A 23818-nucleotide genomic window follows, 5' to 3' on the forward strand; every position below is an offset into this window, starting at 1 on the left:
GTGGCCAGCACCGTCGGCGGCGTTGGTCTTGTCGGTCACGCTGCCACCAAGGAATCCAGAACGGACAGGAACATGCCGAGGCCGTCGTCGGTGGGCCCGGTCAGCGGGTCGATCGCGTGCTCGGGGTGCGGCATCATGCCGGCGACGCGCCCCCGCGCGTCGGTGATGCCCGCGATGTCGCGCCGCGAGCCGTTCGGGTTCTCCCCGGCGTAGCGGAACAGCACCCGGCCTTCGCCCTCGAGCTGGTCCAGCACGGCCTCGTCGGCCACGTAGTTGCCCTCGCCGTGCTTGACCGGGATGAGCAGCTCGGCACCCGCGTCGTAGCGCGTGCTCCAGGCGCTGGAGTTGTTCTCGACCTTCAGCCACTGGTCGCGGCACACGTAGTGCAAGCCCGCGTTGCGGGTGAGCACGCCGGGCAGCAGCCCGGACTCGCACAGGATCTGGAAGCCGTTGCACACGCCCAGGACCGGCATCCCCTTGCCCGCGGCGATGATGACCTCGGTCATCACCGGAGCGAACTTGGCGATCGCGCCGCAGCGCAGGTAGTCGCCGTAGGAGAAGCCGCCGGGCACGACCACGGCGTCGACGCCCTTGAGGTCGTGGTCGCCGTGCCAGAGGGCGACGGGCTCACCACCGGCGCGGCGGACCGCGCGGGTGGCGTCAACGTCGTCGAGGGTTCCGGGGAAGGTGATGATGCCGATCTTCGCGCTCATGCTTCCACCCGGCGCACGACGAAGTCCTCGATCACGGGGTTGGCCAGCAGGGTCTCGGCGATGTTGGCGAGCGTGTCGTCGTCGACGTCGTCGGCGACCTCCAGCTCGAACCGCTTCCCCTGGCGGACTTCGGTGATCCCGTCGAACCCGAGACGGGGCAGCGCGTTGGCCACCGCCTGTCCCTGCGGGTCGAGGATCTCCTGCTTGGGCATGACGTCGACAACGACTCGGGCCACGGGTGCTGCTCCCGGTTTCCGTGCAGATCCGCCGGTGCGGCGGATGGCCAGCAGTACTTGCGCAGCGTAACTGACCTGCGGGTTCGCACCCCCGTGCAGGGGCCCGTGGTGCGTCACAACTCACGCGCTCCCCGTGCCGCGGGTCACAATTTCGGCTCTGGTCTGAACCTCTGCCGGCCTGAGGCGTCCACCGGACGGCAAGACCCACGCACTGAGGGGACACACCATGCGCAGCTTCAAGACCGCACTCGCCGCAGCCGCGCTCGCCGGCCTCGCGCTGACCGCCGTCGCACCCGTCGCCACCGCCGGCGCCACCCCGGCTCCCGCACCCGCCACCGCAGCGGTCGGGCAGGACGGCGGGCTGACCGTCGACCGCACCGTGGTGCGGCGCGGCGAGCAGCTGGCGATCCACGTCGATCACGGACCGGAGGCGCTGAGCTGGATCTCGTCCGCGTCGTTCACCCGCGAGACCGAGCACCCGATGGGCGCCGACGAGGGTGTCGCCCACGTGGTCCGCGACTCGGGTGGCAGCGCCGACGCGGTCGCCACCATCGGTGACGTCCCGCCCGGTCAGTACGTGGTGCACGCCCGGGTGGGCGGTGCCTCGGTCCCCGGGGTGACGATCACCGTCCAGTGACGGGCGGGCAGGACCGGCGAGGGCTCGGAGGTCTCGCCGGTCCTCCGGCCGCGGGTGGTGGCAGAGTGGGAGGCGGATCTCGACTGCTGCTGAGGAGGTTTCGCGTGCACATCACCCACTTCGGACATGCGTGCGTGCTGCTGGAGAGCGGCGCCGGCCGCCTGCTGCTCGACCCGGGCGCGTTCTCGTCGGACTTCGAGGACCTGCGCGACCTGGACGCCGTGCTGATCACCCACCAGCACCCGGACCACCTCGACTTCGAGCGGCTTCCCGCACTGCTGGAGGCGAACCCGGGCGCGCGGCTGGTCGTCGACCCGGGCAGCGCTCAGGCCGTCGCGGAGAGGGGCCTCGAGGCCACCACCGCCAAGCCCGGTGACTCCCTCGAGCTGGGCGGTTCCTCGATCGACGTCGTCGGCGGGCGGCACGCGGTGATCCACCCGGACATCCCGAACATCGACAACGTCGGCTACCTCGTCGACCAGGGCGCCTTCTACCACCCGGGCGACGCGTTCCACGTCCCCGAGCAGCGGGTCGACGTCCTCGGCCTGCCGACCGGCGCGCCCTGGCTCAAGCTCTCCGAAGCCGTCGACTTCCTGCGCGCCGTCGCCCCGCGCGCAGCGGTGCCGATCCACGAAGCCGTCCTGGCGATGCCCGCCATGCACTACCGCCGCTTCGAAGAGCTCAGCCCGGCCGACACCACGGTCGACGTCCTCCCCCACGCCTCGGCCACAGAGGTCTAGGAGCCAGCCGGGCCTCCCCGGCTCAACGGCGCTCCGCTGCTCAGCGGGCGTCCTCTGCCCGGCGGGCGTCCTCTGCCCGGCGGGCGTCCTCTGCCCGGCGGGCGTCCTCTGCCCGGCGGGCGTCCTCTGCGCAGCGGGCGTCCTCTGCCCGGCGGGCGTCCTCCGCGCAGCCGGCGTCCTCTCCCAGCGGGTCCCTCTGCGCCGTGGCGCCCTCCGCCGTTCGGCAGAGCACCACGCCGTTCGGCAGCCCACCACGCAGTTCAGAAGCGCCCTACGCTGCTCAGCGGCGCCCTACGCTGCTCAGGCCTCGGCGCTGCGCCAGTGCCGTCGAAGTTCGCGCGAAGTGGGAACAGCAACCCTCTGAGCAGGACCAACACGGGGGACGACCCCCACTCACCCGCGCGTTGCCGAGCCAAGGCCACGACCCTTCGCGGCGAAACGGTGTGGAGCCCGCGCCCCGCGGGTGACAAGCGACGCGCCCGCAGGTGACCAGCCCCGCGCTCCCACGCCCTGAGCAGCACTGACGCGCACGAGCTCACGAAGGGCCCTGGCGTGTCAGGGCTGAGGGAGCGCCCACCTCCTCGCGCCGAGCGGCGTCCGGGCCCCGTTCGAACTTCGCGCGACATGTGACGGGGTACCGCGGTGCACGGTCGCTTCGTGGCGAGTGCGCCGGGCTGCCCCGTGCCCCGGACAGCGCAAGGACGGGAGCACACGGAGAAGGGCCGAGCGCTCACCGCCGAGGCAGGCGGTCAGAAGTGGCGACGGAGTCAGCGTGCACGAGGACGAGCTCAGGAGGAGTTCGAGGATGAGCTCGAAGCGATCGTCCAAGAGCTCGAAGCCGAGCTGGTTCGAGGAACCGCTCGGGGCCTGCGGGGACGCGGTTGAGCCCCACGCCCGGGCAGGTCGGGCGCGTCCCCGCTCATCGGGTTCGGTGACGCGTTCATGTTCACTGCTGCTGGGGGGGACCGCGGTGCTCAGCGATGAGAGCTCCGCTGGGGATCACCAGGCTTCGGGTGGGATGCGGGGTGTGGGGATCCGCTGCTCCGGTGGGCAGGTCGTGGCGAACGACGCGTAGGTGACCGGGTCAGCGCCGTGGTGCAGGGCGAGGTCGACCGCGTCGACGACCGCGTGCCGCACCGCGGGCTTGGCCAACGCCCGGGCGTCCACCGCCAACCGGACCGCGCGGCCCCGGCGGGCGGCGCGACCGGCGCCGAGCACCAGGGCGCGGCACCACCACGGTTCCGCGACCTCGCCTGGGCCGAGGAACCGGATGCGGGAACGCAGGACTCGCCCGGTGCCGAGGTCGCGCACGCCCATCGCGTCCGCGCACACCTCGAAACCACGCCGCTGAGCGGCCAGCACGGTGCCCGTCGAGGCCACCCAGCGCGGCGGGACGAACGTGCGCGTGCGCAGACCGGCCTGCTCCAGCACCGCAGAGGCGGCGACCAACCGCAGCCCCGCTTCGTGCGCGGGGAGCCGCGCGGCGGGGGCCAACCTGGAGCGCAGACCGGGCGAGGTGCGGGCGAACCCGTGCAGGCTCACCGCGTCCCCGCGGTCCACCCGCTCGGCGACCCAGCCGAGCAGCGGCGCCCTGCGGAGCCCGGCTTCGAGGTCGTCCGGCCGCGGCGGGACCAGCAAGGACAGCGGGACACCCCGGCGGTCCAGCTCCGCGGCGAACTCCGCGCAGCTGTCCAGCGACCGGGGTTGAAGACCCGACAACGAGACCACGAGCGGCGTGCTCATGGGCACCCATTCGACTGGGCGCAGGTGACCACGACCTGAAAGCCAGGTGTCACCCCGGCGCGAATCCGACGAACCTCCACCCAGCAACGATCAAACCCGCAGGCCGGGCCCGCCTCCCGACACGCCGCTTCTCCTGCGACCGGGTGAGCGGGCCCGCTCAGGCGGTCTTCGGCCAGTCCGCGAAGGAGCGGCCCGTGATGCGCTCGTACGCCTCGACGTAGCGGGCCCGGGTCGCCTCGACGATGTGGTCCGGCAGCGCGGGCGGCGGGGTGTCGGAGTGCCGGTCCCAGCCGGATTCCTCCGAGGTGAGCCAGTTCCGCACGAACTGCTTGTCGAAGGAGGGCTGCACCTTGCCCTCCTCGTAGCCGTCGGCCGGCCAGTAGCGGGACGAGTCGGGCGTGAGCACCTCGTCGGCGAGCACCAGCCGACCGGAGGCGTCCAGGCCGAACTCGAACTTGGTGTCGGCCAGGATCACCCCGCGCTCGCGGGCGTGCTCGGCCGCGCGGGAGTAGACCCGCAGCGTGAGGTCGCGCAGCGCGGCGGCGCGCTCGTGCCCCTCCTGCGCGGCGACGACTTCGAAGCTCACGTTCTCGTCGTGCTCGCCGATCTCGGCCTTGGTGGCCGGGGTGAAGATCGGTTCCGGCAGCCGGGACGCCTCGACCAGCCCGTCCGGCAGCGCGACGCCGCACACCGAGCCGGTGCGCTGGTAGTCGATCAGCCCGGAGCCGGTCAGGTACCCGCGGGCGACGCACTCCACCGGCACCATGGTCAGCCTCTTCACCAGCAGCGCGCGGCCGCGCACCTCCTCGGGGATCCGCGGGTCGTCGTGCGCGACCAGGTGGTTCGGCAGCTCGTCGGCCAGCAGCTCGAACCAGAACACGCTCATCGCGGTGAGCACGGCGCCCTTGTCCGGGATCGGCGTGTCCAGCACGTGGTCGTAGGCCGAGATGCGGTCCGAGGCGACCAGCAGGAGGTGTTCGTCATCGACGGCGTGCAGCTGGCGAACCTTGCCTGCCGCGATCTGGGGGTAATCGGCGAGTGCAACCACGCCGCGATTCTCTCCCACCGCAGGTTGGCCGCCCGCACGTGGTGGGATGGGCGGAGAACGGGAGGAGGAGGTCGTGGCAGCAACATCCCCGGGGACGACCGGCTTCAGCAGCTGGCTGCGGGCACGCAGCGAACCGGATTGGACCGCCGTCGTGGAGCACCCCTTCACCGACGCGCTCCTCGACGGGTCGATGCCCGACGAGTACATGAGCTCGTACCTGGTGCAGGACTACCAGTTCGTGGACGACTTCTTGGCGCTGCTCGGTGCCGCCGTCGCCAAGGCCGACCGGTACTCCTCGCGGCTGGCGCTGGCCGGCAGCATCACCGTGGTCACCAGCGAGGAGAACACCTACTTCCAGCGGGCCTTCGACGCGCTCGGCATCCCCGAGTCCGACCGGGTCGACCCGGAGCTGGACCCGGCGACGGTGGTGTTCCGCGACCTGATGCGCGACACCCGGGACAACGGCGGTTACGCCGAGGTCCTCACGGTGCTCACCGTCGCCGAGTGGACCTACCTGGAGTGGGCGGGGCGGGCCCCGGCGAAGCCGGACAGCTTCGTGCACGCCGAGTGGATCGCGCTGCACAGCAACCCGGGCTTCCAGTCCTGGGTGGCCTGGCTGCGGTCCGAGCTCGACCGCGTCGGGGAAGGTCTCGACGAGCGCGAACGAGCCCGCTGCCTACGCCTCTTCCAACAAGCGACCAAGTGCGAACTCGACTTCTTCACCGCCCACTGGGACTGAACCCGAGCCTCGGGCTCCAGGAACCGAGCCACCCTCTCCCTCCCCGAACGGGGGGGAACCTCACCACCCGAGGGCGTGGCCGCCGCTGACGACCTTTCGCGCGACATGTCTTCAGCCCGCGGAAGTACCGCGCTGGTCCGCGACAACACGCCCGGCCGTGCTGGCGGACGTCCCGCGCGACATGCCCTTCCCTCGGATCCACAGACGTCGCGTGACATCTCCACGGCCCTCGTCCGGGCCGTGGAGACGACTCGGGCGTCCTCAGTGGAGGGACGCCGCCGCGCGGAGCGGCCTCAGAACAGGCCTACAGGATGTCGCTCGGGGAGTAGGCGGCGGCCTTGGGGTACTGGGTGGCGACCTTCTCCACTGCGGCGACGACGTCGCCGACCTGCGAGGACGCTGCGCCGGTGAAGGCGAGCTTGTCGGCCAGCAGGGCTTCCAGCTGCTCGCGGTCGAGCGGCAGCCGCTCGTCGGCGGCGAGGCGGTCGAGGAGGTCGTTGCGCTCGGCGCCCTGCTCGCGCATGTCGAGGGCGACGGCCACGGCGTTCTCCTTGATCGCCTCGTGGGCGATCTCGCGACCCACGCCCGCGCGCACCGCGGCCATCAACACCTTGGTGGTGGCCAGGAACGGCAGGTAGCGGTCGAGCTCGCGGGAGACGACGGCCGGGAACGCGCCGAACTCGTCGAGCACGGTCAGGAAGGTCTCCAGCAGGCCGTCGAAGGCGAAGAACGCGTCCGGCAGCGCCACCCGGCGGACCACCGAGCAGGACACGTCGCCCTCGTTCCACTGGTCACCGGCCAGCTCCCCGCTCATCGACAGGTAGCCGCGCAGCACCACGGCCAAGCCGTTGACGCGCTCGCAGGAGCGGGTGTTCATCTTGTGCGGCATGGCGCTGGAACCGACCTGGCCGGGCTTGAAGCCCTCGGTGACCAGCTCGTGCCCGGCCATCAACCGGATCGTCTTGGCGACGCTGGAAGGCGCGGCGGCCAGCTGCGACAGCAAGCTCAGCACCTCGAAGTCCAACGACCGCGGGTAGACCTGGCCGACGCTGGTCAGCGTGCTGGCGAAGCCGAGGTGCCCGGCGACGCGCCGCTCCAGCTCGGTGAGCTTGTCGGTGTCGCCGCCGAGCAGGTCGAGCATGTCCTGCGCGGTGCCGACCGGCCCCTTGATCCCGCGCAGCGGGTAGCGGTCGAGCAGTTCCTCGAGGCGGCGGAAGGCGACGAGCAGCTCGTCGGCGGCGGTGGCGAAGCGCTTGCCCAGCGTGGTGGCCTGCGCGGCGACGTTGTGCGAGCGACCGGCCATGACCAGCTCGCCGTTCTCCGCGGCGAGCTTTCCCAGCCGCGCCAGCACCGCGACGGTGCGGTCGCGGACGTGCTCCAGGCTGCGGCGCACCTGCAGCTGCTCGACGTTCTCGGTCAGATCGCGCGAGGTCATGCCCTTGTGGATCTGCTCGTGACCGGCGAGGGCGTTGAACTCCTCGATCCGGGCCTTCACGTCGTGCCTGGTCACGCGCTCACGCGCGGCGATGGAGTCGAGGTCCACCTGCTCCAGCACCCGCTCGTAGTCGGCCACCGCCTGCTCGGGGACCTCGATGCCGAGGTCGGCCTGGGCGCGCAGCACGGCCAGCCAGAGGCGCCGCTCGAGCACGATCTTGTGCTGCGGGGACCACAGCTCGACCAGCTCCGGCGAGGCGTAGCGACCGGCGAGAACATTCGGGATGCTGGGCTTGTCCGTCACCCGCTCAGGATAACGAGCGCCTTTCCCGAGGTCGTTCCGCGTGCGATCGGCACCACGGCGGGCACCGCAGCGGCCTAGAGCCCCGAGTTCCAGGCTGGGGAGTCCGCGGGGACGACCTCCGGCGCCGCGGGCATGAAGTCCGGGTACTTCTGACCGGCGCCGGTGTTGAACAGCACCACCCGCTCGCTGTCGCCGACCTCCCCGGAGTCGCGAAGCCTGCGGAGCGCGGCGAGGGTCGCCGCTCCCTCAGGCGCCGGGTAGATCCCCTCCGACGCGGCGAGTTCGCGGGTGGCCTCCCGCATCTCGTCCTCGCTCACCGACACCGCCGTGCCGCCGGAGTCACGGACGGCATCGAGGACCAGGTAGTCGCCCACCGCGACCGGGACCCGCAGCCCGCTGGCCTCGGTGGTGGCGTCCTCCCAGCGCGGCGCGTGCCGTTCGCCTTGGTCGTGGGCGCGGACGATCGGTGCGCAGCCCTCGGCTTGGACCACGACCATGCGCGGGCGCTGCTCGCCGATCCAGCCGAGCTCGGTCATCTCGGCGAACGCCTTCCACATGCCGACCAGCCCGGTGCCGCCGCCGGTCGGGTAGATCACCACGTCCGGCAGCTCCCAGCCGAGCTGCTCGGCCAGCTCGTAGCCGAGCGTCTTCTTGCCCTCGACGCGGTACGGCTCCTTCAGCGTGGAGACGTCGAACCACCCGCGCGCCTCGGACGTGGTGCGCACCAGTCGTCCGGCGTCGTCGATCAGGCCGTCGACCAGCCACGTCCCGGCACCGGAGACGACGGCTTCGACCTGGTTGATGCGCGGGCAGTCCTCGGGCATCACCACCCCGGCCGCCAGTCCCGCGCGGGCCGCGTAGGCGGCGAGCGCCCCGCCGGCGTTGCCCGCCGAGGGCGCGGCAACGGTCTTCGCGCCCAGCTCACGGGCGCGGGAGACGGCGGCGGACATGCCACGCGCCTTGAAGCTGCCCGTCGGGTTCTGCGCCTCGTCCTTGATCCGCACGTCGGCGATCCCCAGCGCCGCCGACAACCGGGGCGCGCTGAGCAGGGGCGTGAACCCCTCGCCGAGGCTGACGACGTGCTCGGCGTCCCGGACCGGCAGCACCTCCCGGTACCGCCACATCGACGGCGTCCGCGACACCAGGTCCGACGGCCGCAGCGCCACCGACGCCAGGTCGTAGCGCGGGTACAGGACCTTGCCGCACTCCGGGCACAGGCGGTGCAGCGCGTCGGCGTCGAACGTCCGCCCGCAGGCGGTGCACTCCAGGTGCGAGAGGGTGCTACCGGTGGGGTTCGCCATGATCGCATCCTGATCTCCCGCACCCGTCCGGTCCAGTCCGGCCCAGCTGCGGGAGAACCGGTCGCCACCCGCACAGCTCGTGGAGAACGTCGGTCTTCGTGGCCCGGGACGGACCGCTGCGCTTCCTCGCCGACCTGCTCGGCAGGCGGCCCGGCCTGGTGCTGCTGGCAGCTCTGTCGTGAGCGGTGTGGATGCTGCCGACGGCGGTGCTGCCGCTGGTCATCGGCCGCGCGGAGGACGAGGGCGTGCGGACCGGCGACTCCGGGCTCTGCTGCGCTGGTTCGCTCCCGGTGGTGCAGGAGGTGATGGAGCGCTGGTCCGACGTGCACGCCAACACGCACGAACCGGTCGAGGGCGCGCGCACCACTTCGCTGCGGCTCGGCGCCCGCCGGGCGGCGCGCAACGAGCACCTGCTGGCTCGGACGGTGGCGGTCGAGCCCCGGCAACCGCTCGCTGCTGACCGTCTGGCTGCCCTGCCTGGAGCTGTCCTACGTGCTGCCGGTCGGCGCGATCCTGCTCATCGGCGGCTGGGCCCACGCCGCCGGCGCGGTGCAGCTCGGCACGGTCGTCGCGGTCGTGCTCCACGCCCAGTCGCTGTCGGCGCCGCTGGACGAGTTGTTCACGTGGCTCGAAGAGCTGCAGGTCGGCGGCACCGCGCTGCAGCGCGTCCTCGGTGTCTCGCAAGTGCCGCTGGACGCACCTCGCGAAGCCTCCGGCCCCGCGAGGGAACGCGACGTCGTGCTGCGCGACGTGCGGTGCTCCTCCCGGCCGGGGCAGGAGGTGCTGCACGGCATCGACCTCGTCGTGCCCGCAGGGCAGCGGTGGGCGATCGTCGGCGCGGGCAAGTCGACGCAGGGCACGCTGGTCGCCGGGGTCGTGCGGCCGGACTCCAGCTCGGTGTCGGTCGGCGGCTGCGAAGTCTCCGCGATGCCCACCGAGGCACTGCGCCGGGAAGTGGTGCTGCTGCCCCAGGAGCAGCACGTCTTCGCCAGCTCGCTGCGCGACAACCTCGCCCTGCCCGACCGGGACACCAGGGACGAAGAGCTGCGCGCGGTGCTCAAGGCGTCGGCCTGCAGGAGTGGCTGCGCGGGCTCGCCGACGGCCTGGACACCCGGGTCGGCGCCGGCGGTCTCGCGGTGCCCGCGGCACGCGCGCAGCAGCTGGCGCTGGCCCGGGTGCTGCGCGCCGATCCGCACACCGTGGTCCTCGACGAGGCGACCTCGCTGCTGGACAGCACGACGTCGCGGGACCTGGAGCACGCGCGGCCACGCTGCTGGCCGGCCGCACGGTCATCGCCATCGCGCACCGGCTGCACACCGCGCGCGAAGCCGACCGGCTCGCGGTGATGTCCGAGGGGCGCGTCGTGGAGCTGGGGGATCACGACGAGCTGATGGCGGCGGACGGGTCCTGCGCGCGGCTGCACCGGGCGGCGCACGCCGGCACCGGGGTGAGAGGTGATCGCTCGTTCGGCGAATCCTGGGAACTCGCGTGACCCCGTGTGGGATTCTGGAGTGGTACAACGGCGAGAACACATCGTTCGACCCGGGGCGTTCGCGGTTCTGCACGAGGAACGGAAGCGGATGAACATCAACCGGTTCGCCGGAGAGCAGCAGGACGTGTTCTGGGTCGTCGGGCTCGGGAAGACCGAACGCCACGCGACGACACTGCGCCCTGGTGCTGTTTACGCTGGTCAGTGCATCCCTGTGCTCTGCGGCGGACAGGTCAAGGTCCCGCAGTCCACCCCGCTCGGACGCGATCCGGGCACGAAGGACATCACCGCGCGATGTCTCGAGTGCGGAAGAGTCGTGGCCGACGGGAATTGCGCGGAAACCACCTGGGACTTCTGAACGCGACATTGCGTTCACGGTTCGCTGAGCGACTCGCCCGGCGTTCTTGCACGCGCGGAATTCAGGAGAGTTGCGCTCGCAGCATCCTGCGAGCAGCACCCCGCGGGTCCGGGTCCGATTCGATGAGCGCGTTCACCACCGCTCCGTCGACCAGCGCGATCAGCTCGGTGAGCCGTTCCGCGCCGACCTCCACGTCGCTGCGGCGGAAGATCTCGGCGAGCAGCTGCTGCAGCTCGGCGGCCATCTCCCGCATCAGCGGCGTCAGGTAGGGGCGGCGCGGCGAACCCACGAGGCGCTCGTAGCGCAGCAGCACTGGTTCGACGCCGCCGTGGCGGGACTCCACGCCGAGCAGCAGGTCCAGCAGCAGCTCGATCACGGCGTCGGTGCTGCGGGGTTGCGCGGCCAGGTCGGCGAGACGGGCACGTCCGGCGGCGAGCTCCTCCCGGCCGTTGTGCTCCACCGCGGCGGTGACCAGGTCTTCCAGCGAGGAGAAGTAGTACGTGGTCGAGGCCAGCGGGAGCCCGGCGCGTTCGGCCACCGCGCGGTGCCGCACCGCGTCGAACCCGCCCTCGACGAGCAGCTCCGCCGCAGCCGCCACCAACGCCTGCCGCCGCCGCTCTCCCTTGGGTGTGCTGGCCGCTGTCATGACACGCGATCCTAAGCCGCGCCCGGAACGTCCGGATGATCGCGGCACCCGCGGACCGGCGGGAGCTCCACGACCAGCCGTTCCGCGTCAGAAGCGGGTGGCGAGGTCGCCGGCGAGGGTGGCCACCTTCGAGACGAACGGAGCCGCGGGCGAACCGGCGTCCGGTTCGCTGAGCACGACCACCAGCTTGCCGCTGCGGGCCTTGCGGACCGACTGCTGCGCACCGTCGGGACGCTGCACGTCACCCGGCGTCGACTGGCCCGCCTGGGCCGTTCCGGCCGGGCTGACCACGACCGTCACCCGGCCCGCCGCAGCGCCGTCGCGCAGCGGGAAGGCCGCCGCCTTCGCACCGGTCGGACACGCCCGCACCGAGGTCGGCGTGGTGCTGCCGGCCGCCGGGAGCGCGGCCGACACGGCCTCGACCACCGCCGGGTCCGGCCGGCAGCCGGCCGACCGCGGGCTGATCACGCCCGACTCGGTCTGCGGGCTGGGAGCCGGGGCGGCCGTCAGCGGCGCCGGTGGCGGGCTGGCCACGGTGCTCGACGAGGACGAGAACCAGCCGGCGCCCGCGCCGACACCGCCGATCAGCACCGCCGCAGCCGCCACCGTGCCCCCCACGGTGGCGGTCATCCGGCGCCGGGCCGTGATGCGCCTCGACGCGGTCGTGATGTCACCTTCGTCGAACGACGCCGGCGGAACGGTTCGCACCGAGTCACGGAAAAGCTCTTCGAGCTTGCGCTCGTCCAACGCGTACCCCCTTCACGCGGACCTCAGATCCCCGAGCTCGTCTCCCAGCGCCTCCCGCAACGTCGCCAACCCCCGGGCGCACTGACTCTTCACGGTCCCTTCGCTGCAGCGCATGACCGCCGCGACCCCTGCCACGTCCAGCCCCTCCAGGAAGCGCAGGACCAACACGGCGCGCTGCTTCGGCGGCACCTGGCGCAGCCCCGCGATCAGGGTCTGCCTGGTGGACACCGAATCGTCCACGTCCGGATCGTCGACCGGACTGTCGGGCAGAGTCTCGGCGGCCCTCTCCCGTCGCCAGGGCCGCCGCGACTCGTCGATCACCGCTCTGGTCAGCGTCCGGCGCACGTAGGCGTCCAACGCGCCCTTGTCCCGGACCTTCCGCCAGTGGCGGTGCAAGGCGATGAACGCGGTCTGGGCGAGATCGTCCGCGCGGTGCCAGTCACCGCACATCATGTACGCCATGCGACGCACCGCCTCCCGCCGAGCCACGAAGTACTCCGCGAACTCCTGCTCCTCGCGCTGGTCCACGCGGAACTCTCCGCTCGTTCGTTGCCTGCACTGCTATGACGGGATCGCGTGCCCCAACCGTTGCACGCTCGTTGGAGCCGATCCACCTGTGATTGATACCGCAGCGGTGAATTCACGTCTCACAGGGCCATTGCCTCCACCCGCCCCCGGTGTGGTGTGATCCGTTCGTGACCACTCCGGCAGCCATCGACCTCCGCTCAGACACGGTGACCCGTCCCGACGAGCAGATGCTGGCCGCGATGGCCACCGCCGATGTCGGCGATGACGTCCTCGACCACGATCCCACCACGCGCACGCTGGAAGAACGGGTGGCCCAGCTGCTGGGCACCCCCGCCGCGCTGTGGGTGCCCAGCGGCACGATGGGCAACCTGATCGCCCTGATGCTGCACCTCAAGCGCGGTGACCGGTTCCTCGCGCCGCGCGGTGCGCACGTGCTCAACCACGAGCTCGGGTCCGCTGCGTGGTTGGCCGGAGGCATGCCGGACCCGCTGGAGTGGGACGCCGGACCGGGCCGCCCCACCGCTGAAGCGGTGCGGTCGCAGGCCTCCCTGACCATGGCCTACGACGCCCTGCACACCACGCTGCTGTGCCTGGAGAACACGCACAACGGCGCGGGCGGTGCGATCGTGCCGCCGCACGAGCACGCGCGGCTGGCCGCCGCGGCGAAGGAGCTCGGCCTCAAGGTGCACCTCGACGGCGCCCGGCTGTGGAACGCCTCGGTCGCGCTCGGCGTGCCACCGGCGGCGCTGACCGTGGGCGTCGACAGCGTGCAGGTCTGCCTGAGCAAGGGACTCGGGGCGCCGGTCGGTTCGGTGCTGGCCGGCGACGTGGAGTTCATCAAGGCCGGACGGCGGGTGCGCAAGATGCTGGGCGGGGGCGTCCGGCAGGGCGGTGTGGTCGCGGCGGCCGGGTTGGTGGCGCTGGACCGCATCGATGCGCTGGCCGACGACCACGACAACGCCCGCATCTTGGCCGAGGGCCTGGTGGACCGCGGCTGGCAGGTCACCGCTCCGCAGACGAACATGATCCTGGCGGCGGTCCCGGACGTGCAGCTCACCTTGCAGCGGCTGCGCTCGGTGGGTGTGCTGGCGGTACCGATGAACGGGCAGATCCGGTTCGTCACGCACCGGGACGTGTCCAAGTCGGACGTGGAAGAGGCGTTGCGCCGGATCGGCGAAGCCGGGATCTAGCGCTCGAACGCGGAGGTGAACGTGCTGAGTTGGATCGTGTTCGACTACGGCGAGGTCATCAGCCGCCGCACGACAGCGCTGCCCGAACTGGCCTCGCTGCTCGACGCCGAGCCCGCGCGGTTCGAGGAGGCCTACTGGGCCGAGCGCGCCGAGTACGACGCCGGGCTGCCCGACGCCGACTACTGGCGGGCGGTGGCGGCCCGGCTGGGCCGGTCGGTCGACGACTCGCTGGCGCAGCGCCTGACCAGCGTCGACGTCGACGGGTGGATGTCGGTGGAGCCGGGGACGTTGGCCCTGCTGGAAGACCTGCACCGGCGCGGGGTCCCGCTGGCGTTGCTGTCCAACGCCTCCACGACCTTCGCCCGCGCGGCAGAGCGCAAGCCGTGGGCGCGCTACTTCGAGCACCTGCTGTTCTCGGGCGACCTGCGGGTCATCAAGCCGCAGCCGCAGATCTGGCGGACCCTCCTCGACACGCTGCGCGCGGAGCCCGAGGAGTGCCTGTTCTTCGACGACCGCGAGGACAACATCACCGGCGCCCGCGAAGCAGGTCTGAACGCCGAACTCTGGCACTCACCCACCCACGCCAGGACTCTCCTCGACCAACAACTGGCCGCTTAGGTCTTTCGCAGAAGACGCCGCCGGTCCGGCTCGCCACAACGCGGCGAAAGCCGCTGCTCCAGGTGCGGCACTCAGCCCCCACCGCCGCAGCGTTCAAGGCGACCCGCGGCACCAGCCGCTTCATCAGGTGGGGCACTCAGCTCGCACCACCGCAGGTTCTGAACGGCTTCGTGGCGAGTACGCCGTGACGCCGCGTGCACACACGTGCTCGATGAGCGGCGCACGGAGTCCACGGAGCCGCTCAGGTCCTGCCACCCGCACCGCTGAGCAGCGGAACACTCCTCAACTCATGATCAAGGTTTGATCTGCTTCTTGTCCTTGGCCCACCCGATGGCCGCGGTCGCGACGAACAGGACCCCGCCGATCACGGCCAGCCAGAACAGGCCTTTGACCAGGGCTCCGGCGACGGACACCACGAGCCAGAGCACCAGCAGACCGCCGAGCACCTTCCACACCATCACGACCACCTCTTCACCGGGGAACACCCCCAGAGTGCCATCTCAGACCGGCGTTCCGGCGGGTCGAAAGACCGAACCGGGGAAACCTCAGGGTTCCCCTGAGAACCTCGGCCCGGTCCGCCACGGCTACAGCCAGGCGCCGAGGCGGTGGACGGCTTCGGCGATGTCGCGGGGGTCGCCGGCGAAGGAGAGCCGGAGGTAGTGGTGCCCGCGGTCCGGGTCGAAGTCGACGCCGGGCACGGCGGCGACACCGGTGTCGTCGAGCAGGCGGCGGCAGAACGACGCCGCGTCGTCGGTGTGCTCGCGGACGTCCGCCCAGGCGTAGAAGGCGCCGTCGGCCGGGGCGACCTCGGTGATTCCGGCCTTCGCAAGCCCGTCGAGCAGCAGCTCCCGGTTCTCCCGGTAGCGCTCGACGTGGCCCTCCACCTCGTCGTAGGCCTCCGGGCTGAACGCCGCGACGGCCGCATGCTGCGAGATCGCCGGCGGGCACAGGGTGAAGTTGCCGGTCAACGAGTCGACGGCGCGCAGCAGGCGCGGCGGCACCAGCATCCACCCGAGCCGCCAGCCGGTCATCGACCAGAACTTGGAGAAGCTGTTGACCACGATCGCCTCGGACGAGAACTCGCGCGCGGTGTGCAGCGGTTCGCCGTAGCTGAGGCCGTGGTAGATCTCGTCGCTGATCAGCTGCACGCCGCGGGTCTCGCACCACTCGGCGAGCGCGGCGAGCTCGTCGCGGGAGAGCACGGTCCCGGTCGGGTTCGCCGGGCTGGCGACGATCAGCCCGCGCACCGGCTCTTCGAGGGATTCCAGCACCTCGACGGTCGGCTGGAAGCGGGTCGAGGCGTCGCAGGGCAGTTCCACGACCTCGCAGCCCAGCGCGGACAGGATGTTGCGGTAGGCCGGGTAACCCGGGCTCGCCAGCGCGACCCGGTCGCCGGCGTCGAAGGCGCTGAGGAACGCCAGCAGGAACGCACCGGACGCGCCGGTGGTCACCACGACCTCGTCCACCGGGACCGCGCGGCCGTAGGCGCGCTCGTAGTGCTCGGCGATGGCTTCCCGCAGCTCCAGGACGCCCAGCTGCTCGGTGTAGCCGAGCGGGTTGCCCTCCAGCGCGCGAGCGGCGGCCTCGCGCACGGCCTTCGGCGCGGGCGTCGAGGGCTGCCCCGCGGCCAGCGACACGACGTCGCCGATCTCCCGCTGCCGCCGGGCTGCGGCGGACAGGACCTCCATGACCTGGAACGGAGCTACATCGGCTCGCGCCGCGACGGCGAGCGCGGGGTGCTGACGACTCATGGTGTCCAGCCTGCCAGGGCGAACGACGATCAGGAGCGGGGGATGCTGATGCCGCCGTCGACCGCGCGGCTGGCGATGTCGGTGCGCCAGTGGGCCCCGGGGAGGTGGACGCGCTCGACCCGCTCGTAGACCTGCTCGCGAGCCGCGGCCAGCTCGGGCCCGGTGCCCACCACCGACAGGACTCGGCCGCCCGAGGACACCACGGCGCCGTCCTCGCGGCGGCGGGTGCCGGAGTGCAGCACGCCCGGCAGGTCGGAGCCCTGGATGACGTCGTCAACGCGCGGGCGGCCCGGATAACCCTCGGCGGCCAGCACGACGGTCACCGCCGAACCCGGCTCCCACTCCAGTTCCGGCTGGTCGGCGAGCTCACCCCGCGCCACGGCGTTGAACAGCTGGGCCAGCGGGGTGCGCAGCAGGGCGAGCACCGCCTGGGTCTCGGGGTCGCCGAAGCGGCAGTTGAACTCGATGACCTGCGGCCCGTTCGAGGTCAGCGCCAGACCCGCGTAGAGCAGGCCGGAGAACGGCGTCCCGCGCCGGTCCAGCTCATCGACGGTGGGCTGCACGACCGTGCGGACCACGGTGTCGACCAGGTCGTCCGGCGCCCACGGCAGCGGCGCGTAGGCGCCCATGCCGCCGGTGTTCGGCCCGGCATCGCCGTCGCCGACGCGCTTGAAGTCCTGCGCGGGCAGCAGCGGGACCACGGTCGTGCCGTCGACCAGGCAGAACAGCGAGGCTTCGGGTCCGTCGAGGAAGGTCTCGAGCAGCACCGGGTGGCCGCCGTCGAGCAGCTTCATGGCGTGCGCGCGGGCGGCGTCGAAGTCGCTGGTGACCAGCACGCCCTTGCCCGCGGCCAGGCCGTCGTCCTTGACCACCCAGGTCGGCCCGAAACCGGCCAGCGCGGCGTCCAGCTTGGCGGGGTTGTCGACGATCTCGCTGCGCGCGGTCGGCACGCCTGCGGACACCATGACGTCCTTGGCGAAGGCCTTGGAGCCTTCGATGCGGGCCGCGGCCCTGGACGGGCCGAAGCACGGGATGCCCGTGGCGCGCACGGCGTCCGAGGCACCGGCGACCAGCGGTGTTTCCGGCCCGAAGACGACCAGGTCGGCCTTCCACCGGGTGGCCAGCTCCGCCACCTGGTCGGGCTTGGCGACGTCGACGGCGTAGGACTCGGCGAGCGCAGCGGTACCGGCGTTGCCGGGCGCGCAGGCCAGCGCCGTCACGGAAGGGTCACGGGACAGCGCCAACACGATCGCATGTTCCCGGCCGCCGCCGCCGATCACGAGGATTCGCACGGAACGCAGCGTAAAGCGTGCGGTGGGCCACTTGGCCGCTGCCCCCCGGGGAAGTTCTGCCGCCACTTGGCGCAGCGCAGGTCGTCTGCCGTTCACCCACCGGTCGGCCGCGCGACGCGCCGGTGTGCCCCGGGTGTCGGCCGAGGGGAGTTGGGTGGTGCCGCCACAGTCCGAGCAGGGAGAACCCATGACCATTCGCGCACGGTTGATCGCTCTGTCCGTCGCAGCAGCCGCCGCGCTCGGGGTGGTGGCCCCGGCCGGGGCCGCGACCACCGCGCCGGCACCGCAGAACGCGGAGGTCGAGGTGTTCGGCCACCGCGGTGCCTCCGGTTACCGGCCGGAGCACACGCTCGCCTCCTACGAGCTGGCCGCCCGGATGGGCGCTGACCACATCGAGCCGGACCTGGTGCCCACCAAGGACGGCGTCCTGGTCGCCCGGCACGAACCGGAGATCAGCGGCACCACCGATGTCGCCGCGCACCCGGAGTTCGCCGCCCGCAAGACCACCAAGGTCGTCGACGGCACCGAGATGACCGGCTGGTTCACCGAGGACTTCACGCTCGCCGAGCTCAAGACGTTGCGAGCCGAGGAGCGCATCCCGGAGATCCGCCCGCACAACACCGTCCACGACGGCCTCTACGAGGTGCCGACGTTCCAGGAGGTGCTGGACCTGCGGGCGCGGCTGTCCGAGGAGCTCGGCCGCGACATCGGCGTGGCGCCGGAGACCAAGCACCCCAGCTACTTCCGGAAGCTCGGCCTGCCGCTGGAACCCCGCCTGGTCGCCGCCCTGGAGCGCAACGACCTGAACGACGAGGACGCCGCGGTCGCCGTGCAGTCCTTCGAGGTCGGCAACCTCGAAGAGCTCGACGAGCGGCTGCAGGTGCGGCTGGTGCAGCTGATCAGCTCCAGCGGGGCGCCGCAGGACTTCGTCGAGGCCGGGGACCCGCGCACCTACGCCGACATGGTCAAGCCGGAGGGGCTGGCGGAGATCGCGACCTACGCGGACGTGATCGGCCCCGACACGAAGGTCATCTTGCCGGTCGACGAGGACGACCACCTCACCGAGCCGACCACCGTGGTCGCCGACGCGCACGCCGCCGGCCTGGAGGTCGTGCCGTACACGGTCCGGGCCGAGAACACCTTCCTGCCCGCCGACTTCCGGTCCTCCGAGGACCCGGCGCAGTGGGGTGACGTGCTCGGCTTCTTCGACGTCCTCTACGACCAGGGCGTGGACGGCATCTTCAGCGACATGCCGGACCTGGCCATCACCGCCCGCGAGCAGCGCTGACCCCGCTGCCGACCCGGACGATGCCGCCGTCCCCGCTTCGGGGGCGGCGGCATCGTCGTTCCGAGTGATCGCGGGCCTGCGCACCTAGGGTGTCCACCGTGGACGGGGGTGCGAGTTGGCTCAGCTGATCCTGGTGCTGATCGGGGCGCTGCTGGTCACCGCGCTGGCGCGGAAGCGGGAGATCGCGGCGCCGTTGCTGCTGGTGGCCGTCGGCATGGTCGTGTCGCTGGTGCCCGGGCTCGACGAGCTGCACATCGACCCGGAGCTGCTGCTCACGGTCGTGCTCCCCCCGCTGCTGTACGCGGCGGCGCTGGACAGCTCCTTCACCAACTTCCGGCAGCGGATCCGAGCGATCGTGCACCACGGCGTGCTGCAGGTGATCGCCACCTCGCTCGTCCTGGGCTGGATCGCGTTCCTGCTGATCCCGGACCTGCCGCTGGCGTCGGCCATTGTTCTGGGCGCGGTGATCGCCCCGCCGGACGCGGTGACCGCGGCGGCGGTCGGACGTCAGCTGAACCTGCCGCGCGGCGTGATGACGGTGCTCGGCGGGGAGAGCCTGATCAACGACGCGGCAGCGCTGACGATCTACCGGATGGCGATCACCGCCGCCGTCGGAACGACCCCGACGCTCGCCCAGGGCCTCTGGGTCTTCGCGCTGGCCGTGGTGGTGGGCGTGGTGGTGGGACTGGGCTTCGGCATGCTCGCCCAGCTGGCCCGGCAGCACGTGCCGGACGTGCAGGTGGCGACCCTGCTGGGCGTGCTCGTGCCGTTCATCGCCTACCTGACGGCCGAGGAGCTGGGCGGTTCCGGCGTGCTTGCCGTGGTCACCGCCGGTCTGTACGTGGGGCACAACCTGCCCCGGGCGCGCGCGGCGGGCCGCCTGCAGGAGCACACCGTGTGGGGCGCGATCAACCTGCTGCTGGAGAGCCTGGTGTTCGCCTTCATCGGCCTGCAGCTGAAGTCGGTGATCAGCGACGTGCTGGAGGCCGGCCACCCGATGGGCGGGATCGTGGTCGCCACGCTGCTGATCCTGGCCGCGACGATGGCCTTCCGCGTGCTGTGGATGTTCGCCTCGAACTTCCTGCCCGGGGTCTCCCACCTGATCCGGAGCACCCGGCAGCGCGGCAGCAGGTGGCGGCGGACGGCCGTGCTGTCCTGGGCGGGGATGCGCGGCGTGGTGACGCTGGCGGCGGCCGGCGCGGTGCCGCTCACCACCGGGACCGGCGCACCGCTGCCCGGCCGCGAGGTGATCCAGCTCGTCGCCGCGGTGGTCACGGTGGGCACGATCCTGCTGCAGGGCACCACGCTGCCGCCGCTGATCCGCCGGCTGGGAGTGACCGATCCGGAGGAGGACCGCGAGGACGACCATGCCGAAGCGGAGGCGCGCCGGATCGCCACCAACGCTGCGCTGGCCTACCTGGACGGGCTGACCCCGGCCGAGGCGCACTGCGACCGCTCCTCGCTGGACCGGATGGTCGCCCGCATGCGCGAGATGGTCGAGGACCAGGGCAAGGCCGCGGCCGAGCAGGTGGGGCGCACCCCGGCGGAGCGCGCCGACACCTCGACCCGGACGTTCTCGGAGCTGCGGCGCAACGTCCTCGACGTGCAGCGCTCGGCGATCGCGGACGAACGCGACGCCGGGCACCTCGACGACGTGGTGCTGCGCCGCGTCCTCCGCGAACTCGACCTGCAGGAAGCCGCCGTGGAGAGCTCCTGGCGGAACCGCTGAGGCATCAGGCCATCGTGTGGCGCACGATCGTCTGGTCGCGGCCCGGGCCGACGCCGATCGCCGACACGCGGGCGCCGGAGAGCTCCTCGATCCGCTCGACGTAGGCGCGGGCGTTGGCCGGCAGGTCCTCGAAGCTGCGGCAGTCGGAGAGGTCCTCCCACCAGCCCGGCATCTCCTCGTACACCGGGACCGCGTGGTGCACGCCGGTCTGGGTCATCGGCATCTCCTCGACCCGCTGCCCGTCGACGTCGTAGGCGACGCAGACCGGGATGGTCTCCAGCCCGGAGAGCACGTCGAGCTTGGTCAGGAAGTAGTCGGTGATGCCGTTGACGCGGGTCGCGTAGCGGGCGATCACCGCGTCGAACCAGCCGGTGCGCCGCGAGCGCCCGGTGGTGACGCCGAACTCGCCGCCCTGCTTGCGCAGGCTCTCGCCGGCCTCGTCGGTCAGCTCGGTCGGGAACGGGCCGGCGCCCACCCGCGTGGTGTAGGCCTTGAGGATGCCGATCACGGCGCTGATCTTGGTCGGGCCGATGCCGGCCCCGGTCGCGGCGCCACCCGAGGTCGGGTTCGACGAGGTCACGAACGGGTAGGTGCCGTGGTCGACGTCGAGCAGGGTCCCCTGGGAGCCCTCGAGGAGCACCGACTCGCCGCGCTCGATCGCCTGGTTGATCAGCAGCTTGGTGTCGGCGATGCGGTCGGAGAACTTCTCGGCCTGGCTGAGCACCGAGTCGACGACCTCTTCCGCGTCGATGGCGCGGCGGTTGTAGACCTTGACCAAGATCTGGTTCTTGATGTCGAGGGCGGCCTCGACCTTCTGGCGCAGGATCTTCTCGTCGAGCAGGTCCTGCATCCGCACGCCGACGCGGGCGATCTTGTCCTGGTAGCAGGGGCCGATGCCGCGGCCGGTGGTGCCGATCTGCTTCTTGCCCAGGTACCGCTCGGTGACGCGGTCGATGGCCACGTGGTACGGCATGATCAGGTGCGCGTCGGCGGACAGCAGCAGCCGCGAGGTGTCGACCCCGCGCTCCTCCAGGCCCGCGAGCTCCTCCAGCAGCACTCCCGGGTCGACGACGACACCGTTGCCGATCACGTTCGTCACGCCGGGGGTGAGGATCCCCGACGGGATGAGGTGCAGCGCGAAGTCCTGCCCGTCCGGGAGCACGACGGTGTGTCCCGCGTTGTTGCCGCCCTGGTAACGCACGACCCACTGCGCCTGCTCGCCGAGCAGGTCCGTCGCCTTACCCTTGCCTTCGTCGCCCCACTGGGCGCCGATCAGCACGATCGCCGGCATGTGAAACTCCAACCTGGACTGGGTGGTCGCCAGCGTGACCGCACGCTTCGCCCGCTCCCACCACGGGGTATGCCGGTCGATCAGGGTAAACCAGGAGCGAATCGTGAGTACCACCGCATTGTCCTGCGGAAACGTTGGTGGCGCAGCGCGTCCGTCCGGTGACGTTGTGCAATGGCACGACGTTCCCGCAGCGCCGGGCCGCCACGACCTCGACCCGCTGCTGGCAGAAGCCACCGATCGGGTGGTGGTGCGCGGCACGGACGGGGACCTGGCGGCCGTCGTGCTGCGCCTGCTGCGCAAGGAGCTGCTGACCCGGCTCACCGTCGGCTACGTCCCGGTGGCCGACTCGCCCGTGGCGCGGCTGTGGGGCCTCGAGGTCGGCGACGTGGAGCGGGCGCTGGCCGCCCCGCCCCGCCCGGTGCCGCTGCTCAAGGACGACTCGGGCGGGATCCTGCTCGGCGAGGGTGTGCTCGAGCCGATCACAGGCCAGGCCTACTGCGACGACGAGCGGGTCCTCAACGGTCCCGCGACCCGCGTCGTGGTCTCACCGGACCCGGAGGCCGAGGCGCTGCTGGACCCGACCTCGGACCCGCTGAACCACACGATCGAGCCGCCGATGGACGGCCTGCGCGTCACCGTCACCCGGCGCGGTCTGCTGCGCCGCCGGGAGCACGTGGCGCGCGGGCGGGCGTTCCAGGCGTCGTTCCGCACCACCACCGTGCGCCACGACGGCACCGACCACCCGCGCGCGGTGGCGAAGTGGGTCTGGTACCGGCACACCGAGGACCTGAACCTGGCGCGCTGACCACGGCGTGTGTGGAATTCACGTTTTCCTCCCCCGATCGGTGGCGACTTCACGCCATGTCACCTCCTGGTCACTCCCCGGTGTTGATCCGGCCACCGACGTGGGCAATCGTCTTCTGCACAGGCGATCAAGCCCACCGCGGAGGAAGCCATGACCCGTTCGTTGCGCACCACCCTCACCGCGCTGCCCCTGGCCGGTCTGATCGGCCTCGGCCTCACCGCCTCGGCCGGTGCCGAACCGCCGGGGATCCCGGACGCGGCCACCGCCAAGACCCAGCTCAGCGAGCTGACCGTCGCCCCAGAGGGCTCGATGGACGGCTACGACCGGGAGAAGTTCCCGCACTGGAACGAGGGCTCGGACGGGTGCAGCACGCGCGAGTCGGTGCTCAAGCGCGACGGCGAGAACGTGGAAGTCGGCTCCGACTGCTACCCGACCTCGGGCAGCTGGCCCAGCCCGTACGACGGCGAGACCTGGACCCAGCCCTCGGACGTGGACATCGACCACGTCGTGCCGCTGGCCGCCGCGTGGCGCTCCGGTGCGGCCGAGTGGACGCAGGACCAGCGCCAGGCCTTCGCCAACGACCTGGAGGGGCCGCAGCTCATCGCGGTCACCGACAACGTCAACCAGGAGAAGGGCGACCAGACCCCGGACGCCTGGATGCCTCCGGCGACCGAGTACCACTGCACCTACGCCTCGATGTGGGTCGGCACCAAGCACAAGTACGAGCTGACCGTCACCGAAGCCGAGAAGGGCGCGCTGCAGACCGCCCTCGACGGCTGCTGACCGGGACCACGCGACTCGGGCACCTCCCGGCGCGGAGGTGCCCGTTCCCGTGCGCGGGATCGGCATACTGGCGCCCATGGGCGAGCTGCGCACGACGCTGACCGCGCCTCCGGGCGGGGTGATGACCGACGAGGTCGGCGTGATCACCGGCGACCTCGAGCTGGCGACGGCCTGCGAGGACGGTGCCGTGCAGGTCTGGATCCGCTACGCCGGGGCCAACGAGTGGTACCGCCTCTCCGGCGCCGACTGCCACCTCCACGACCCCCACGACCACGAACCCCTGCACACCGCCCTAGCAGCACTCCTCAACAGGCCCTAGTAGTGCTTTGTTAGGTGTGGATCTTGGTGTGGGATGATCTTGTTCTGTGAAGCAGGGTGATCTCGCTCGGGTGCGTGGCCGGTTGGAGA

General features: G+C 71.8%; 25 protein-coding genes. 12 read left to right on the top strand and 13 right to left on the bottom strand.

The window, feature by feature from the left end:
- Window positions 1-35: 35 nt before the first annotated feature.
- Together purQ and purS are read right to left on the bottom strand one after the other, a co-directional pair.
- The gene (purQ, locus tag EIL87_RS26535) at window positions 36-713 is read right to left on the bottom strand and encodes a phosphoribosylformylglycinamidine synthase subunit PurQ (protein WP_125093275.1); all 678 of its coding nucleotides are present in this window, start codon (window positions 711-713) and stop codon (window positions 36-38) included.
- Entirely contained in the window at window positions 710-949 is a 240-nt protein-coding gene (purS, locus tag EIL87_RS26540) for a phosphoribosylformylglycinamidine synthase subunit PurS (protein WP_125093276.1), read from the bottom strand. Before purS ends, purQ begins: the two co-directional genes overlap by 4 nt.
- A 226-nt stretch (window positions 950-1175) precedes the next feature.
- On the opposite strand from purS, the gene EIL87_RS26545 reads away from it, so the two are divergent.
- Both EIL87_RS26545 and EIL87_RS26550 read left to right on the top strand, forming a co-directional pair.
- A complete protein-coding gene (locus EIL87_RS26545; protein ID WP_125093277.1) occupies window positions 1176-1586 on the top strand; it encodes a hypothetical protein in 411 nt (136 codons plus the stop codon).
- A 104-nt stretch (window positions 1587-1690) separates the two neighbouring features.
- On the top strand, window positions 1691-2326 hold the full coding sequence (locus EIL87_RS26550; protein ID WP_125093278.1) for an MBL fold metallo-hydrolase: 636 nt from the start codon (window positions 1691-1693) through the stop codon (window positions 2324-2326).
- A gap of 999 nt (window positions 2327-3325) precedes the next feature.
- Here the strand turns inward: EIL87_RS26550 and EIL87_RS26560 are convergent.
- Together EIL87_RS26560 and EIL87_RS26565 are read right to left on the bottom strand one after the other, a co-directional pair.
- Entirely contained in the window at window positions 3326-4069 is a 744-nt protein-coding gene (locus EIL87_RS26560) for a DUF2334 domain-containing protein (protein WP_125093280.1), read from the bottom strand.
- A 157-nt stretch (window positions 4070-4226) separates the two neighbouring features.
- On the bottom strand, window positions 4227-5117 hold the full coding sequence (locus tag EIL87_RS26565) for a phosphoribosylaminoimidazolesuccinocarboxamide synthase (protein ID WP_125093281.1): 891 nt from the start codon (window positions 5115-5117) through the stop codon (window positions 4227-4229).
- Window positions 5118-5190: 73 nt separating this feature from the next.
- On the opposite strand from EIL87_RS26565, the gene EIL87_RS26570 reads away from it, so the two are divergent.
- A complete protein-coding gene (locus EIL87_RS26570; protein WP_233576606.1) occupies window positions 5191-5856 on the top strand; it encodes a TenA family protein in 666 nt (221 codons plus the stop codon).
- A 304-nt stretch (window positions 5857-6160) separates the two neighbouring features.
- Here the strand turns inward: EIL87_RS26570 and purB are convergent, their stop codons facing one another.
- The gene (gene purB / locus EIL87_RS26575) at window positions 6161-7594 is read right to left on the bottom strand and encodes an adenylosuccinate lyase (RefSeq protein ID WP_125093283.1); all 1434 of its coding nucleotides are present in this window, start codon (window positions 7592-7594) and stop codon (window positions 6161-6163) included.
- Window positions 7595-7668: 74 nt separating this feature from the next.
- On the bottom strand, window positions 7669-8895 hold the full coding sequence (locus EIL87_RS26580; protein ID WP_125093284.1) for a threonine synthase: 1227 nt from the start codon (window positions 8893-8895) through the stop codon (window positions 7669-7671).
- A gap of 492 nt (window positions 8896-9387) precedes the next feature.
- Between EIL87_RS26580 and EIL87_RS26585 the strand changes: the two genes are divergently transcribed.
- The gene (locus EIL87_RS26585) at window positions 9388-10353 is read left to right on the top strand and encodes an ATP-binding cassette domain-containing protein (RefSeq protein WP_233576607.1); all 966 of its coding nucleotides are present in this window, start codon (window positions 9388-9390) and stop codon (window positions 10351-10353) included.
- Window positions 10354-10475: 122 nt separating this feature from the next.
- Complete coding sequence (locus EIL87_RS26590; protein ID WP_125093285.1) at window positions 10476-10742, top strand: hypothetical protein; 267 nt, start codon at window positions 10476-10478, stop codon at window positions 10740-10742.
- A 61-nt stretch (window positions 10743-10803) separates the two neighbouring features.
- On the opposite strand, the gene EIL87_RS26595 is transcribed toward EIL87_RS26590, so the two are convergent.
- The 3 genes from EIL87_RS26595 to EIL87_RS26605 form a co-directional block, all read right to left on the bottom strand.
- The gene (locus EIL87_RS26595) at window positions 10804-11388 is read right to left on the bottom strand and encodes a TetR/AcrR family transcriptional regulator (RefSeq protein ID WP_125093286.1); all 585 of its coding nucleotides are present in this window, start codon (window positions 11386-11388) and stop codon (window positions 10804-10806) included.
- Between the two features lie 87 nt (window positions 11389-11475).
- Window positions 11476-12096 (bottom strand): hypothetical protein, encoded by a 621-nt coding sequence (locus EIL87_RS26600; protein ID WP_233576608.1) that lies wholly within the window; start codon window positions 12094-12096, stop codon window positions 11476-11478.
- A 51-nt stretch (window positions 12097-12147) separates the two neighbouring features.
- The gene (locus EIL87_RS26605) at window positions 12148-12663 is read right to left on the bottom strand and encodes a SigE family RNA polymerase sigma factor (RefSeq protein ID WP_093419930.1); all 516 of its coding nucleotides are present in this window, start codon (window positions 12661-12663) and stop codon (window positions 12148-12150) included.
- Window positions 12664-12830: 167 nt separating this feature from the next.
- On the opposite strand from EIL87_RS26605, the gene EIL87_RS26610 reads away from it, so the two are divergent.
- The gene (locus EIL87_RS26610; protein WP_125093288.1) at window positions 12831-13853 is read left to right on the top strand and encodes a threonine aldolase family protein; all 1023 of its coding nucleotides are present in this window, start codon (window positions 12831-12833) and stop codon (window positions 13851-13853) included.
- Window positions 13854-13877: 24 nt separating this feature from the next.
- Window positions 13878-14471, top strand: coding sequence for an HAD family hydrolase (locus tag EIL87_RS26615; RefSeq protein WP_199740633.1), 594 nt, complete (start codon window positions 13878-13880; stop codon window positions 14469-14471).
- Window positions 14472-14764: 293 nt separating this feature from the next.
- Here EIL87_RS26615 and EIL87_RS27205 read toward each other — a convergent pair whose 3' ends face one another.
- The 3 genes from EIL87_RS27205 to purD form a co-directional block, all read right to left on the bottom strand.
- Window positions 14765-14929, bottom strand: a complete 165-nt coding sequence (locus tag EIL87_RS27205) for a hypothetical protein (RefSeq protein WP_199740617.1) — start codon at window positions 14927-14929, stop codon at window positions 14765-14767.
- 126 nt (window positions 14930-15055) lie between these two features.
- Complete coding sequence (locus EIL87_RS26620; protein ID WP_125093290.1) at window positions 15056-16222, bottom strand: pyridoxal phosphate-dependent aminotransferase; 1167 nt, start codon at window positions 16220-16222, stop codon at window positions 15056-15058.
- Window positions 16223-16251: 29 nt separating this feature from the next.
- On the bottom strand, window positions 16252-17514 hold the full coding sequence (gene purD, locus EIL87_RS26625; protein ID WP_125093291.1) for a phosphoribosylamine--glycine ligase: 1263 nt from the start codon (window positions 17512-17514) through the stop codon (window positions 16252-16254).
- Between the two features lie 187 nt (window positions 17515-17701).
- On the opposite strand from purD, the gene EIL87_RS26630 reads away from it, so the two are divergent.
- Window positions 17702-18802 carry a glycerophosphodiester phosphodiesterase gene (locus tag EIL87_RS26630; protein WP_125093292.1) on the top strand — a complete coding sequence of 367 codons (1101 nt, stop codon included), beginning with the start codon at window positions 17702-17704 and terminating at the stop codon, window positions 18800-18802.
- A gap of 115 nt (window positions 18803-18917) precedes the next feature.
- Window positions 18918-20531 (top strand): Na+/H+ antiporter, encoded by a 1614-nt coding sequence (locus EIL87_RS26635; RefSeq protein ID WP_125093293.1) that lies wholly within the window; start codon window positions 18918-18920, stop codon window positions 20529-20531.
- A gap of 4 nt (window positions 20532-20535) precedes the next feature.
- Here EIL87_RS26635 and EIL87_RS26640 read toward each other — a convergent pair whose 3' ends face one another.
- Window positions 20536-21822: an adenylosuccinate synthase gene (locus EIL87_RS26640; protein ID WP_125093294.1), complete on the bottom strand. Its 1287-nt coding sequence runs from the start codon at window positions 21820-21822 to the stop codon at window positions 20536-20538.
- 166 nt (window positions 21823-21988) lie between these two features.
- On the opposite strand from EIL87_RS26640, the gene EIL87_RS26645 reads away from it, so the two are divergent.
- The 3 genes from EIL87_RS26645 to EIL87_RS26655 all read left to right on the top strand — a co-directional run bounded on the left by EIL87_RS26645 (window position 21989) and on the right by EIL87_RS26655 (window position 23729).
- Entirely contained in the window at window positions 21989-22627 is a 639-nt protein-coding gene (locus tag EIL87_RS26645) for a hypothetical protein (protein WP_125093295.1), read from the top strand.
- Window positions 22628-22777: 150 nt separating this feature from the next.
- The gene (locus tag EIL87_RS26650; RefSeq protein WP_125093296.1) at window positions 22778-23410 is read left to right on the top strand and encodes an HNH endonuclease family protein; all 633 of its coding nucleotides are present in this window, start codon (window positions 22778-22780) and stop codon (window positions 23408-23410) included.
- Window positions 23411-23486: 76 nt separating this feature from the next.
- Window positions 23487-23729 carry a hypothetical protein gene (locus EIL87_RS26655; RefSeq protein ID WP_125093297.1) on the top strand — a complete coding sequence of 81 codons (243 nt, stop codon included), beginning with the start codon at window positions 23487-23489 and terminating at the stop codon, window positions 23727-23729.
- The last annotated feature ends 89 nt before the right edge of the window (window positions 23730-23818 follow it).

This window comes from Saccharopolyspora rhizosphaerae (assembly GCF_003931915.1).
Classification (GTDB): domain Bacteria; phylum Actinomycetota; class Actinomycetes; order Mycobacteriales; family Pseudonocardiaceae; genus Saccharopolyspora; species Saccharopolyspora rhizosphaerae.

Excerpts from the sequence above, each read along its gene's own strand:
- purQ (WP_125093275.1), bottom strand. The coding sequence starts at position 713 with ATGAGCGCGAAGATCGGCATCATCACCTTCCCCGGAACCCTCGACGAC.
- EIL87_RS26545 (WP_125093277.1), top strand. The coding sequence starts at position 1,176 with ATGCGCAGCTTCAAGACCGCACTCGCCGCAGCCGCGCTCGCCGGCCTC.
- EIL87_RS26560 (WP_125093280.1), bottom strand. The coding sequence starts at position 4,069 with ATGAGCACGCCGCTCGTGGTCTCGTTGTCGGGTCTTCAACCCCGGTCG.
- EIL87_RS26580 (WP_125093284.1), bottom strand. The coding sequence starts at position 8,895 with ATGGCGAACCCCACCGGTAGCACCCTCTCGCACCTGGAGTGCACCGCC.
- EIL87_RS26590 (WP_125093285.1), top strand. The coding sequence starts at position 10,476 with ATGAACATCAACCGGTTCGCCGGAGAGCAGCAGGACGTGTTCTGGGTC.
- EIL87_RS26595 (WP_125093286.1), bottom strand. The coding sequence starts at position 11,388 with ATGACAGCGGCCAGCACACCCAAGGGAGAGCGGCGGCGGCAGGCGTTG.
- EIL87_RS27205 (WP_199740617.1), bottom strand. The coding sequence starts at position 14,929 with ATGGTGTGGAAGGTGCTCGGCGGTCTGCTGGTGCTCTGGCTCGTGGTG.
- EIL87_RS26620 (WP_125093290.1), bottom strand. The coding sequence starts at position 16,222 with ATGAGTCGTCAGCACCCCGCGCTCGCCGTCGCGGCGCGAGCCGATGTA.
- EIL87_RS26630 (WP_125093292.1), top strand. The coding sequence starts at position 17,702 with ATGACCATTCGCGCACGGTTGATCGCTCTGTCCGTCGCAGCAGCCGCC.
- EIL87_RS26640 (WP_125093294.1), bottom strand. The coding sequence starts at position 21,822 with ATGCCGGCGATCGTGCTGATCGGCGCCCAGTGGGGCGACGAAGGCAAG.
- EIL87_RS26650 (WP_125093296.1), top strand. The coding sequence starts at position 22,778 with ATGACCCGTTCGTTGCGCACCACCCTCACCGCGCTGCCCCTGGCCGGT.
- EIL87_RS26655 (WP_125093297.1), top strand. The coding sequence starts at position 23,487 with ATGGGCGAGCTGCGCACGACGCTGACCGCGCCTCCGGGCGGGGTGATG.